The sequence below is a fragment of the Pseudomonas cavernicola genome (assembly GCF_003596405.1).
Lineage (GTDB): Bacteria > Pseudomonadota > Gammaproteobacteria > Pseudomonadales > Pseudomonadaceae > Aquipseudomonas > Aquipseudomonas cavernicola.
The window spans coordinates 420,603-433,629 of sequence record NZ_QYUR01000008.1; the positions used below are offsets into that span (position 1 = coordinate 420,603).

At 64.0% G+C, this 13,027-nt stretch carries 9 protein-coding genes; all 9 read left to right on the top strand.

The genetic code is table 11. From position 1 onward, the window contains the following. Positions 1–15 precede the first annotated feature (15 nt). The 9 genes from D3879_RS23980 to nrdD all read left to right on the top strand — a co-directional run bounded on the left by D3879_RS23980 (position 16) and on the right by nrdD (position 13,001). Positions 16–1,407: a NarK family nitrate/nitrite MFS transporter gene (locus D3879_RS23980; protein ID WP_238474336.1), complete on the top strand. Its 1,392-nt coding sequence runs from the start codon at positions 16–18 to the stop codon at positions 1,405–1,407. Positions 1,408–1,476: 69 nt separating this feature from the next. Then, a complete protein-coding gene (locus D3879_RS23985) occupies positions 1,477–5,262 on the top strand; it encodes a nitrate reductase subunit alpha (RefSeq protein ID WP_119956707.1) in 3,786 nt (1,261 codons plus the stop codon). 106 nt (positions 5,263–5,368) lie between these two features. After that, positions 5,369–6,907: a nitrate reductase subunit beta gene (gene narH, locus D3879_RS23990; RefSeq protein ID WP_119956708.1), complete on the top strand. Its 1,539-nt coding sequence runs from the start codon at positions 5,369–5,371 to the stop codon at positions 6,905–6,907. A gap of 2 nt (positions 6,908–6,909) precedes the next feature. After that, positions 6,910–7,665 carry a nitrate reductase molybdenum cofactor assembly chaperone gene (gene narJ / locus D3879_RS23995; RefSeq protein WP_119956709.1) on the top strand — a complete coding sequence of 252 codons (756 nt, stop codon included), beginning with the start codon at positions 6,910–6,912 and terminating at the stop codon, positions 7,663–7,665. Further along, on the top strand, positions 7,658–8,353 hold the full coding sequence (narI, locus tag D3879_RS24000) for a respiratory nitrate reductase subunit gamma (RefSeq protein ID WP_119956710.1): 696 nt from the start codon (positions 7,658–7,660) through the stop codon (positions 8,351–8,353). The genes narJ and narI overlap by 8 nt, the downstream gene beginning before the upstream one ends. 59 nt (positions 8,354–8,412) lie before the next feature. Next, a complete protein-coding gene (locus D3879_RS24005; RefSeq protein ID WP_119956711.1) occupies positions 8,413–9,375 on the top strand; it encodes a peptidylprolyl isomerase in 963 nt (320 codons plus the stop codon). A 62-nt stretch (positions 9,376–9,437) separates the two neighbouring features. Continuing rightward, the gene (gene moaA / locus D3879_RS24010; protein WP_119956712.1) at positions 9,438–10,430 is read left to right on the top strand and encodes a GTP 3',8-cyclase MoaA; all 993 of its coding nucleotides are present in this window, start codon (positions 9,438–9,440) and stop codon (positions 10,428–10,430) included. A 371-nt stretch (positions 10,431–10,801) separates the two neighbouring features. Further along, the gene (locus tag D3879_RS24015) at positions 10,802–12,817 is read left to right on the top strand and encodes a ribonucleoside triphosphate reductase (protein ID WP_119956713.1); all 2,016 of its coding nucleotides are present in this window, start codon (positions 10,802–10,804) and stop codon (positions 12,815–12,817) included. A gap of 34 nt (positions 12,818–12,851) precedes the next feature. Continuing rightward, complete coding sequence (gene nrdD / locus D3879_RS27570) at positions 12,852–13,001, top strand: anaerobic ribonucleoside-triphosphate reductase (protein WP_119956714.1); 150 nt, start codon at positions 12,852–12,854, stop codon at positions 12,999–13,001. Positions 13,002–13,027: the final 26 nt, after the last annotated feature.

The window sequence follows — 13,027 nt, forward strand, 5'->3', positions numbered from 1 at the left end:
ACCAAGAACCCGGCCATGGGCCGGCCGCCACGGCAAGGGGCGGTCATTCAGGATTGGCGGCCTGAGGATCCGCATTTCTGGGGCAGTGCCGGCAAGGCCATCGCCACCCACAATCTGTGGATTTCCATCCCCGCGCTGTTCCTGGCCTTCGCCGTGTGGATGGTCTGGAGTACGGTGATCGTGCGCCTGAATGCCATCGGCTTCACCTTCAGCACCGATGAGCTGTTCTGGCTGGCGGCGCTGCCGGGGCTGTCCGGCGCTACCTTGCGCATCTTCTATTCGTTCATGGTGCCGATCTTCGGTGGCCGGCGCTGGACCGCACTGAGTACCGCCACCTTGTTGATCCCGGCGCTGTGGATGGGCTTCGCCGTGCAGAATCCGCAGACACCCTACAGCGTGTTCGTGATCATTGCCCTGCTGTGCGGCTTTGGCGGTGGCAACTTTGCATCGAGCATGTCCAACATCAGCTTCTTCTACCCGAAAGCCCAGCAAGGTACCGCCCTGGGGCTGAATGCCGGTCTGGGTAACCTGGGGGTGTCGGCCATGCAGTTCCTGGTGCCGCTGGTGATCGGCCTGGGCCTGTTCGGCGCGGTCGGCGGCAAACCGCAGGAACTGGCCGATGGCAGCCAGCTGTGGCTGCAGAATTCCGGTTTCGTCTGGGTGCCACTGATTGTCGCGGTGACCCTGGCAGCCTGGTTCGGCATGAATGACCTGGCCAGCGCCAAGGCCTCCTTCGCCGAGCAGGCGGTGATCTTCACGCGCAAGCACAATTGGCTGATGTGCTGGCTGTACCTGGCCACCTTCGGTTCCTTCATCGGCTTCGCCGCGGCCTTCCCGCTGCTGATCAAGCATTCCTTTCCCGAGGTCAACGCCCTGCAGTTCGCCTTCCTCGGCCCGCTGGTCGGGGCCCTGATGCGCCCGTTGGGTGGTTGGGTGGCCGACAAGCTCGGTGGTGCGCGGGTCTCCCTGTGGAACTTCGTGTTGATGATCGCCGCAGTATTCGGGGTGGTTGCTTTCCTGCCGAGCGAGGGTGACAGCGGCAATTTCTACGGCTTCCTGGCCATGTTCATGCTGCTGTTCGTCACCACCGGCATCGGCAACGGCTCCACCTTCCGCATGATCCCGGTGATCTTCCGCACCCTGCACGAGCGCCTCTGCGCCGGCCAGGGCGTGGCCGCTCAGGAACAGGCGACCAAGGCCGCCGGCAAGGAGTCGGCCGCGGTACTGGGCTTCAGCTCGGCGATCGGTGCCTTCGGTGCCTTCTTCATACCCAAGTCGTTTGGCAGCTCCATCGCCCTGACCGGCGGCCCGGAAGTCGCCCTGTACGTATTTGTCGGCTACTACGTCAGCTGCATTCTGGCGACCTGGTGGTGGTACTCGCGCAAGGGCGCAGAGACGCCCTGCTAAGCCGAACCCCCGAACCCAAGAAATGACGAGCGCAGGGCCGCCTGCGCTCAGCCTGAGAGGAAGAAAAAAATGAGCCACCTACTCGACCAGCTGCGTTTCTTCAATCGCAAGCAAGGTGAGTTCGCCGACGGTCATGGCGAGACCCGCAAGGAGTCGCGCGACTGGGAGAGCGTCTACCGCTCGCGCTGGCAGTACGACAAGATCGTGCGTTCCACCCACGGGGTGAACTGCACCGGGTCGTGCTCCTGGAAGATCTACGTGAAGAACGGCCTGATCACCTGGGAAACCCAGCAGACCGACTACCCGCGCACCCGCAACGACCTGCCCAACCACGAGCCGCGTGGCTGCCCGCGCGGTGCCAGCTACAGCTGGTACATCTACAGCGCCAACCGCCTGAAGTACCCGAAAATCCGCAAGCCGCTGCTCAAGCTGTGGCGTGAAGCGCGTCTGACCCTGTCGCCGGTGGACGCCTGGGCCAGTATCGTTTCCGACCCGGTCAAGGCCGAGTCGTACAAGAGCAAGCGCGGCATGGGTGGCTTCGTTCGTTCCAGCTGGGACGAAGCCAATGAAATGATCGCCGCGGCCAACGTCTACACCGTCAAGCAATTCGGCCCGGATCGGGTGGTCGGCTTCTCGCCGATCCCGGCCATGTCCATGGTCAGCTACGCCGCCGGTGCGCGTTACCTGTCGCTGATCGGCGGTGCCTGCTTGAGCTTCTATGACTGGTACTGCGATTTGCCGCCGTCCTCGCCCCAGGTGTGGGGCGAGCAGACCGACGTGCCGGAATCGGCCGACTGGTACAACTCCAACTACATCATCGCCTGGGGTTCCAACGTTCCGCAGACCCGTACCCCGGATGCGCACTTCTTCACCGAGGTGCGTTACAAGGGCACCAAGACCGTCTCCATCACCCCGGACTATTCCGAGGTGGCCAAGCTCACCGACCTCTGGCTGAACCCCAAGCAGGGCACCGATGCGGCCCTGGCGCAGGCGTTCAATCATGTGATTTTCAAGGAGTTCCACCTCGACCAGCCGAGCGCCTACTTCACCGATTACGTGCGTCGCTACACCGACTTCCCGATGCTGGTGCTGCTCAAGGAACACCAGGGCGCTACTCCCGAGCTGAACGGCTATCAACCGGATCGCTTCCTGCGCGCCTGGGATCTGCAGGACAACCTCGGCCAGGACAACAACCCGGAATGGAAAAGCATCGCCCTGGACAGCGACAGCAATCAGCTGGTGTCGCCCCTGGGGTCGATCGGCTATCGCTGGGGCGAGAAGGGCAAGTGGAACATCGAGGCACGCGAGGGCAGCGAAGGCCGTGAAGTCAACCTGCAGCTGAGCCTGATCGGCGGCGAAGTCGCCGAAGTGGCGTTCCCGTACTTCGGCGGTCAGACCCACGAGCACTTCCAGCATGTGGCCGGCGAAGCCGTGCAACTGCGCCGCGTACCGGTGCGCACCATCGAGCTGGCCGACGGCACGCAGGCCAAGGTCGCCACGGTGTTCGACCTGTCGGCGGCGAACCTGGCCATCGACCGCGGCCTGGGTGGCAGCAACGTCGCCAAGGACTACAACGACGCCAACGTACCGGGCACCCCGGCCTGGCAGGAGCAGATCACCGGGGTTTCGCGCGAGAAAGCCATCCAGATCGCCCGCGAGTTCGCCGACAACGCCGACAAGACCAAGGGTCGCTCGATGATCATCGTCGGTGCGGCGATGAACCACTGGTACCACATGGACATGAACTACCGTGGCCTGATCAACATGCTGATGTTGTGTGGCTGCGTGGGGCAGACCGGTGGTGGCTGGGCGCATTATGTCGGGCAGGAAAAACTGCGCCCGCAGTGCGGCTGGCTGCCACTGGCCTTCGGCCTGGACTGGAGCCCGGCCCCGCGGCAGATGAACGGCACCAGCTTCTTCTACGCCCACAGTTCACAGTGGCGCCACGAAAAAATGAGCATGCACGAAGTGCTCTCGCCTTTGGCCGACAAGGCGCAGTTCCCGGAACACGCGCTGGACTACAACATCCGCGCCGAACGTGGCGGCTGGTTGCCAAGTGCGCCACAGCTGAACCGTAACCCGTTGCAGATCACTCGTGACGCCGCCGCTGCCGGCATGTCGCCGGTGGACTACGTGACCAAGTCCCTGCAGGACGGCAGCCTGCGTTTTGCCTGCGAGCAGCCGGACAGCCCGGAGAACTTCCCGCGCAACATGTTTATCTGGCGTTCCAACCTGTTGGGCAGCTCGGGCAAGGGCCACGAGTACATGCTTAAGTACCTGCTGGGCACCAAGAACGGGGTGATGAACGAGGACACTGGCAAGTCCCACGACTTCAAGCCGAGCGAGGTGGACTGGGAGGAAAACGCCGCCATCGGCAAGCTTGACCTGGTCACCACCCTCGACTTCCGCATGTCCTCCACCTGCGTCTACTCCGACATCGTCCTGCCGACCGCCACCTGGTACGAGAAGGACGACATGAACACCTCGGACATGCACCCGTTCATTCACCCGCTGTCGGCGGCCATCGACCCGGCGTGGGAATCGCGTTCGGACTGGGAAATCTACAAGGGCATCGCCAAGCGGTTCTCGGAAATGGCCAAGGGACACCTAGGCGTCGAACAGGATCTGGTCACCACCCCGCTGCTGCACGACACCCCCGGCGAGCTGGCCCAGCCGTTCGGCGGCAGTGATTGGAAAACCGCCGGCGAGGTACCGATCCCGGGCAATAACTGCCCGAACATGCGGGTGGTCGAGCGCGACTACCCGAATATATACAAGAAGTTCAGCTCCCTCGGCCCACTGCTGGACAAGAACGGCAACGGCGGCAAGGGCATCAACTGGGACACCCAGCATGAGGTCGATTTCCTTGGCGAGCTGAACTACAAGGTGCGCGAGGAAGGCGTCAGCCAGGGCCGACCGAAGATCGACAGCGCCATCGACGCGGCCGAGGTGATTCTGTCCCTGGCCCCGGAAACCAACGGCCATGTGGCGGTCAAGGCCTGGGCCGCGCTGTCGGAATTCACCGGCCTGGATCACAGCCACCTGGCGCTGCCCAAGGAACACGAGGCGATCCGCTTTCGCGACATCCAGGCGCAGCCGCGCAAGATCATCTCCAGCCCGACCTGGTCGGGCCTGGAAGACGAGCACGTCAGCTACAACGCCGGCTACACCAACGTTCACGAGTACATCCCGTGGCGCACCCTCACCGGGCGCCAGCAGTTCTACCAGGATCACCCGTGGATGCAGGCCTTCGGCGAGCAGTTGATGAGCTACCGGCCGCCGATCAACACCCGCACCATCGATTACGTGAAGGGCAAGCGCCCCAACGGCAACCCGGAGATCGTCCTCAACTGGATCACCCCGCACCAGAAATGGGGCATCCACAGCACCTACACCGACAACCTGATCATGCTCACCCTGAGCCGTGGCGGGCCGATCGTGTGGATGTCCGAGGTCGACGCGAAGAAGGCCGGCATCGAGGACAACGACTGGATCGAGTGCTTCAACGCCAACGGTGCGCTGGTCGCCCGTGCGGTGGTCAGTCAGCGCGTCAAGGAGGGCATGGTGATGATGTACCACGCCCAGGAACGCATCGTGAACACGCCGGGTAGCGAGACCACCAAGACCCGCGGCGGCCACCACAACTCGGTGACCCGCGTGGTGCTCAAGCCTACCCACATGATCGGCGGCTACGCGCAGCTGGCTTACGGCTTCAACTACTACGGCACCGTGGGTTGCAACCGCGACGAGTTCGTCGTGGTGCGCAAGATGGACAAGGTGGATTGGCTCGATGGCACCGATGTCGGCGGCCTGGGCGGCGACGCCCTGCCACAACCCCTGCCACAAGACCTTTGAGGATTGCTGCCATGAAGATTCGTTCACCAATGGCGATAACGCAGGGTGCCTGCACCCTGCCATCTCACACGGTTCAGGTTGGGGTTCAGGTTGAGGAGTCGACACAATGAAAATTCGTTCACAAGTGGGCATGGTGTTGAACCTGGACAAGTGCATCGGTTGCCACACCTGTTCGATCACCTGCAAAAACGTCTGGACCAGCCGCGAAGGCATGGAATACGCCTGGTTCAACAACGTCGAAACCAAGCCCGGCATCGGCTACCCGAAGGAGTGGGAAAACCAGGACAAGTGGAAAGGCGGCTGGGTGCGCAACAAAGATGGTTCGATCAACCCGCGCATTGGCGGTAAGTTCCGGGTGCTGGCGAACATCTTCGCCAACCCTGACCTGCCGAGCATCGACGACTACTACGAGCCGTTCGACTTCGACTACCAACACCTGCACACCGCGCCGCTGGGTGAGCACCAGCCGACCGCGCGGCCGCGCTCGGCGATCACCGGCAAGCGCATGCAGAAGATCGAGTGGGGCCCGAACTGGGAGGAAATCCTCGGCACCGAGTTTGCCAAGCGGCGCAAGGACAAGAACTTCGACCAGGTGCAAGCCGACATTTATGGCGAGTTCGAAAACACCTTCATGATGTACCTGCCGCGCCTGTGCGAGCACTGCCTGAACCCGGCGTGCGCGGCCGCCTGCCCGAGCGGGGCGATCTACAAGCGCGAAGAGGACGGCATCGTCCTTATCGACCAGGAAAAATGCCGGGGCTGGCGCATGTGCATCAGCGGCTGCCCGTACAAGAAGATCTACTTCAACTGGAAGAGTGGCAAATCCGAGAAGTGCATCTTCTGTTACCCGCGTATCGAGGCCGGCCTGCCCACCGTCTGCTCGGAAACCTGCGTGGGGCGTATCCGTTACCTCGGCGTGTTGCTGTATGACGCCGACCGCATCGCCGAGGTGGCCAGTACGCCGAACGAGCAGGACCTGTACCAGAAGCAACTGGACATCTTCCTCGATCCCAACGATCCCGAAGTCATCAAGCAGGCGCTCAAGGACGGCGTGCCGATGTCGGTGATCGAGTCTGCGCAGAAGTCGCCGGTGTACAAGCTGACCGTGGACTGGAAGCTGGCGCTGCCGTTGCACCCGGAATACCGCACGCTGCCGATGGTCTGGTACGTGCCGCCGCTGTCGCCGATCCAGAATGCCGCAACCGCCGGTACCGTGGGCATGAACGGGGTGATCCCGGATGTCGACAGCCTGCGCATTCCGCTGCGCTACCTGGCCAACCTGCTCACCGCTGGCGACGAGAAGCCGGTCAAGCTGGCGCTTAAACGCCTGCTGGCGATGCGCGCCTACAAGCGCGCCGAGCAGGTCGATGGCGTGCAGGACCTCCAGGTGCTGCAGGACGTCGGGCTGTCGGTGGCCCAGGTCGAGGACATGTACCGCTACCTGGCCATCGCCAACTACGAGGATCGCTTCGTGATCCCCAGCGCGCACCGCGAAGAGGCCATGAGCGACGCCTTCGCCGAGCGTTCCGGTTGCGGCTTCAGCTTCGGCAGCGGCTGCGGCGGCAGCTCCGACACCAATATGTTCGGGGCGAAGAAGGCCAACCAGCGCGACATCCTGAAAACCGTACAGTTGTGGGAGGACTGAGCATGCAAATCCTCAAGGTGATTTCCCTGCTGCTGGATTACCCGACCGAGCAATTGCTCGGCGGGCGCGAGGAGCTGGACCAGGCCATCGCGGCCAGCCGTGAAATCAGCCCGGAGCAGCGCCATGCGCTGCACGAGCTGCTCGAACTGATCTGCGAAAACGACCTGATGGACGGCCAGGAGCACTACGGTGCGCTGTTCGGTCGCGGCCGCTCGCTGTCGCTGTTGCTGTTCGAACACGTGCACGGCGAGTCGCGTGACCGCGGCCAGGCCATGGTCGACATGCTGGCGCAGTACGAGGAGGCCGGTTTTGCCATCGGCGTCAAGGAGCTGCCCGACTACATCCCGCTGTACCTGGAGTACCTCTCCACCCGTGACGACCTAGAGGCCCGCGAGGGCCTGGCCGATGTCGCGCATTTGCTGGCGTTGCTGGCCACGCGCCTGGATGAGCGCGAAAGCGCCTATGCCGGCTGCTTCCGCGCCTTGTTGCAGATCGCCGGGGTGCAGCCGCAGCAGGCCATGGACGAGGTGCGCGAGCAGGTCGCCTTGGAGGTGCGCGACGACTCGCTGGAAGCGCTGGACAAGATCTGGGAGGAGGAGGCCGTGGACTTTATGCAGGCCGAGCAGCAGGACCGCTGTCCGAGCATGGCCAGCGGGCCGGGCAAGGCCCGCGAAGAGTCGGCGATTCCGCTGCATTGGGTGGATTTCAAACAGGATGGGTTGGCCGCTGAACCGACCCTGGAGACACGTCATGTCTAAGTTGAACTTGTTGATGTTCGGGGTTTATCCCTATATCGCACTGGCCATCTGCATCGTCGGCAGCTGGGCGCGTTTCGACCTCTCGCAGTACAGCTGGAAAGCTGGCTCCAGCCAGATTTTCAACCGCACGGCGGGGGAGCAGCGCTACATGCGCATCGCCAGCAACCTGTTCCACGTTGGCGTGCTGTTCGTGCTGGCCGGTCACTTTGTCGGCCTGCTGACGCCTGAGTCGATCTACCACCAGGTGATCAGCACGCAGAAGAAGCAACTGCTGGCGATGGTCTCCGGTGGCTTCTTCGGCACCCTGTGCCTGATCGGCCTGCTGATGCTGGTCAAGCGTCGCCTCGGTGATGACCGCGTGCGGGCCTCGTCCAGCGCCTCGGACATCCTGATCCTGCTGGTGCTGCTGGCACAGCTGGTGCTCGGCCTGCTGACCATCGTCGCTTCCGCCGACCATCTCGACGGCTCGGTGATGGTACTGCTAGGCACCTGGGCGCAGAGCGTGGTCACCCTGCAGCCGGTGCAAGCCGCGCAAGCGATTGCCTCGGTGGGCCTGGTGTACAAGCTGCACGTGTTCCTCGGCATGACCCTGTTCGTGTTGTTCCCCTTCACCCGCCTGGTGCACATCGTCAGTGCGCCGGTGTGGTACCTGGGACGGCGCTATCAGATCGTCCGTCAGAAGGCCTGAGGCTCGACCGCGAGGGGCAGCCCGTCCCTCGCTTCGCCAAATCAATCGAGGAAATCATCATGGGTTGTGGATGCGGTGGTAACGGAACGGGTGGCGGCTGCGCAGGCAGCCAGCCGGTGGTAGAAGTGCCGGCCAATGCGCCGGCGGTGCAGGAAGTGGTGCCCGAGTCGCGGCCCAGCGCCGACGAGCCGGAAACCGAGGAGGACGACTCAGGCCCCGAGCTGATCGCCAGCAGCGAGCAGGAATGGCCGCGGATCAAGGTCAACGGCATGCCCATCGCGCAAGAGGCGATCGCTCAGGAACTGCAATACCATCCGGCAGGCACCCGCCACGAGGCGGTGTTTCTGGCCAGCCAGGCGCTGGTGATCCGCGAGCTGCTGCAACAGCGGGCGGTGGAGCTGGGCCTGCAGGTGCGCGCCGCCAGTGGCGAGAGCGAGGAAGAGGCGCTCACCCGTACCCTGATCGAACTGGAGGTGCCGCTACCGCGCGCCGACGAGGACACCTGCCGGCGCTACTACGAGCGCAATCGTGCGCGCTTTGCCAGCGCGCCCTTGCTGGCGGCACGGCACATCCTGCTGGGTTGCCCGGCCGACGACGTCGAAGAGCGCAGCCGCACCCGCGAGCGCGCCGAGACGCTGATCGCCCAGCTGCGCGAGAATGCCGAACGCTTTGCCGAACTGGCGCTGAGCCATTCGGACTGCCCCTCGAAAGAGCAGGGTGGGGCGCTCGGGCAGATCAGCCAGGGGCAGACGGTGCCCGAATTCGAGCGCCAGCTGCTGCGCCTGCCGCTGGGCCTGGCCGCGCAGCCGCTGGAAAGCCGTTATGGTTTCCACCTGGTGTGGGTCGATCAGCGCATCGAGGGCCAGCAGTTGCCGTTCGAGGTGGTCGAGGGTTCGATTCGCGCCGAGCTGGACCAGCGCGTCTGGCAGGTGGCGGTGGTGCAGTACATCAAGAGCCTGATCGGTGCGGCGGACATCCAGGGCATCGTCCTGGAAGGTGCCGATTCGCCGTTGCTGCAGTGATCGGGTTGCAGTAATCACAGAGCCGGGCGGCAGCTGTTGCCCGGCCAAGCGGGGAGCGCGTGATGGATAGCATTCTGCAGGATGGCTTCGGCCGCAGTATCGATTACCTGCGCATGTCGGTGACCGATCGCTGCGATTTCCGCTGCGTCTACTGCATGGCCGAGGACATGACTTTTCTGCCGCGCCAGCAGGTGCTCGGCCTGGAGGAACTGTACCGCCTGGCGGCGCTGTTCGTGCGCAACGGGGTGAAGAAAATTCGTCTCACCGGCGGCGAGCCGCTGGTGCGCCAGGGCATAGTCGGCCTGTGCGCGCAGATCGCCGCCTTGCCGGGGCTGCGCGAGCTGGTGATGACCAGCAACGGTTCGCAGCTGGTGAAGCTGGCGCAGCCGCTGGCCGACGCCGGGGTCAAGCGCCTCAACATCAGCCTGGACAGCCTCGATGCGCAGCGCTTCCGCGCGATTACCCGCACCGGCGAGCTGGCCCAGGTGCTGGCCGGCATCGACGCGGCGAGTGCCGCCGGCTTTGCCCGGATCAAACTCAATGCCGTGGTGATGCAGGGGCGCAATGCCGACGAGGTGCTCGACCTGGTCGACTATGCGGTCAACCGCGGCCTGGACATCAGCTTTATCGAGGAAATGCCGCTGGGCGAGGTGGGCCGTTCGCGCGGCGAAAGCTACTGCTCCAGCGACTGGGTGCGCGAGCGCATCGGCGAGCGCTACAGCCTGCTCGACAGCGCCGAGCAGAGCGGCGGGCCGGCGCGCTACGTGCGCCTCAAGGATTTCCCCGAGAGCCGCATCGGCTTCATCTCGCCGCACAGCCACAACTTCTGCAGCACCTGCAACCGCGTGCGCCTGACCGTGGAAGGGCGCCTGCTGCTGTGCCTGGGACACGAGAACTCCATCGACCTGCGTGCGCTGCTACGCCGCCATCCGGAAAGCGACGCGCCCTTGCTGCAGGCGATCCACGCCGGCCTGGCCCGCAAGCCGTTGCGTCACGAATTCAGCGTCGATGGCGAAGTGCAGGTGCTGCGCTTTATGAACGCCAGCGGCGGTTGAACCCAGCAACTCTCCCTTTGGCCGCCCAGTGCGGCCTTTTTTGCGGCGCGGCTTGACGTTGTCGAGCCCGGCTGCACAGTGCGATTGTGCACAGGGCTGAGGCATTGGGTGTGTTGTGCGCACCAAGGAGAGGCGGCGCGGGGCCGTTCGCGAAATCAGCCCCTCGGCAGCGCCTGCTCAGCGCCATTTGCCCGCTGCATTGCCTCCTGCCTCCTGCCTCCTTCCTCTTGCAGACGCAAAAGCCGATCGCGATCGGCTTTTGCGCATTCTTGATCATGGTCAATTCGCCATCGCCGCCAAGCCGTAGATTGCACAGCATGTTGTGTTAAATGTGCTGAACAATAACTACATGATGTGTTTGGAGGTGGTAAGTGCTTCCGCGTAAACAACCCTTTCGCCCGAGCCTTCTATATAAGCGTGACGGCAGTGAAGCGGCATTCGACAGCAGCAAGATCCAGCGCGCCATCGCCGCGGCCGGCGAGGCCAGCGGTGAGTTCCACGCCGCCGACGCCCTGGCCCTGATGGAGGCGGTGCTGGCCCGCCTGCTGGAGTTCGACAGCCTGGGCGTCGAGCAGGTGCAGGACAAGGTCGAGCTGGTGCTGATGGAGGCCGGTTACTACGCCACGGCGCGCGTCTATATCGTCTACCGCGAACGGCACGGCCGGCTGCGCCGCGACCGGCGCAGCCTGGTCGACGTGGCCGCGTCGATGAACGAGTACCTGTCCCGCGAGGACTGGCGGGTGCAGGCCAACGCCAACCAGGGTTATTCCCTCGGCGGGCTGATCCTCAACGTGTCCGGCAAGGTCACCGCCAACTACTGGCTGGACGAGGTGTACAGCGCCGAGATCGGCTGGGCTCACCGCGAGGCCGATCTGCACATCCACGACCTCGACATGCTCGCCGGCTACTGCGCCGGCTGGTCGCTGCGCACCCTGCTGCACGAGGGCCTCAACGGCATCCCCGGGCGGGTCGAGGCGGGGCCGCCCAAGCATCTGTCCAGCGCCCTGGGGCAGATGGTCAACTTCCTCGGCACCCTGCAGAACGAGTGGGCCGGTGCCCAGGCCTTCAGCTCCTTCGACACCTACCTGGCACCCTATGTGCGCAAGGATGGCCTGAGCTACGAGCAGGTGCGCCAGTCGCTGCAGGAGTTCATCTACAACCTCAATGTGCCGTCGCGCTGGGGCACCCAGACGCCGTTCACCAACCTGACCTTCGACTGGGTCTGTCCGGACGATCTGCGCGAGCAGGTGCCGGTGATAGGTGGCGCGGAAATGCCGTTCTGCTATGGCGAGCTGCAGGCCGAGATGGAGCTGATCAACCGCGCCTACATCGAGGTGATGATGGCCGGCGACGCCAAGGGTCGGGTGTTCACCTTCCCGATCCCGACCTACAACATCACCCACGATTTCCCCTGGGACAGCGACAACGCCACGCGTCTGTTCGACATGACCGCGCGCTACGGCCTGCCGTACTTCCAGAACTTCCTCAACTCGGACATGCAGCCCAATCAGGTGCGCTCGATGTGCTGCCGCCTGCAGCTGGACGTGCGCGAGCTGCTCAAGCGCGGCAACGGCCTGTTCGGCTCGGCCGAGCAGACCGGCTCGCTGGGGGTGGTGACCATCAATTGCGCGCGCCTGGGCTATGTCCACCGCCATGACTGGGAGGGCCTGTTGCTGCGCCTGGACCAGCTGTTGCAGATGGCCTACGAGAGCCTGGAGGTCAAGCGCAAGGTGATCCAGCATCACATGGATGCCGGCCTTTACCCCTACACCAGGCGCTACCTGGGCACCCTGCGCAATCACTTCTCCACCATCGGTCTGAATGGACTGCACGAAATGCTGCGCAACTTCACCAGCGACCGCGACGGTATGCACAGCGAGGCCGGACGTGGACTGGCCATCCGCCTGCTCGATCATGTGCGCGCCCGCCTGGTCGAGTTCCAGGAAGACAGTGGCCACCTGTACAACCTCGAGGCTACGCCGGCGGAAGGCACCACCTACCGCTTCGCCAAGGAGGACAAGAAACGCTTCCCCGGTATCTTCCAGGCCGGCAGCCCTGACGCGCCGTACTACACCAACTCCTCGCAGTTGCCGGTGGATTTCACCAGTGATCCGTTCGAGGCCCTCGAACTGCAGGACGCGCTGCAATGCAAGTACACCGGCGGCACCGTGCTGCACCTGTACATGGCTGAGCGCGTGTCCTCGGCCGAGGCCTGCAAGAAGCTGGTGCGCACCGCCCTCAGTCGTTACCGCCTGCCGTACCTGACCATTACCCCGACCTTCTCGATCTGCCCGGTGCACGGCTACCTGGCCGGCGAGCACGAGTTTTGCCCGAAGTGCGACGAAGCGCTGCTCCAGAAGCAGTCGTGCTGCGGCACCTGCGGTTGATCCATCCCCTTCACCCACAGCAAGGAGCAACACCATGAACCATGCCAAGCAACTGCCCGAAGCTCAGCGCCAGCGCTGCGAAGTCTGGACCCGCGTGATGGGCTATCACCGTCCGGTGGCGGCCTTCAATCCGGGCAAGCAGTCCGAGCACCGCGAACGACAGCATTTCTGCGAAGCGAAGTAGGCGTCAACCGTTGCCGCCACGCCAGG

Bases quoted from the DNA above. Each gene is read 5' to 3' on its own strand.
- D3879_RS23980 (WP_238474336.1), top strand. From the start codon at position 16: ATGGGCCGGCCGCCACGGCAAGGGGCGGTCATTCAGGATTGGCGGCCT.
- D3879_RS23985 (WP_119956707.1), top strand. From the start codon at position 1,477: ATGAGCCACCTACTCGACCAGCTGCGTTTCTTCAATCGCAAGCAAGGT.
- narH (WP_119956708.1), top strand. From the start codon at position 5,369: ATGAAAATTCGTTCACAAGTGGGCATGGTGTTGAACCTGGACAAGTGC.
- narJ (WP_119956709.1), top strand. From the start codon at position 6,910: ATGCAAATCCTCAAGGTGATTTCCCTGCTGCTGGATTACCCGACCGAG.
- narI (WP_119956710.1), top strand. From the start codon at position 7,658: ATGTCTAAGTTGAACTTGTTGATGTTCGGGGTTTATCCCTATATCGCA.
- D3879_RS24005 (WP_119956711.1), top strand. From the start codon at position 8,413: ATGGGTTGTGGATGCGGTGGTAACGGAACGGGTGGCGGCTGCGCAGGC.
- moaA (WP_119956712.1), top strand. From the start codon at position 9,438: ATGGATAGCATTCTGCAGGATGGCTTCGGCCGCAGTATCGATTACCTG.
- nrdD (WP_119956714.1), top strand. From the start codon at position 12,852: ATGAACCATGCCAAGCAACTGCCCGAAGCTCAGCGCCAGCGCTGCGAA.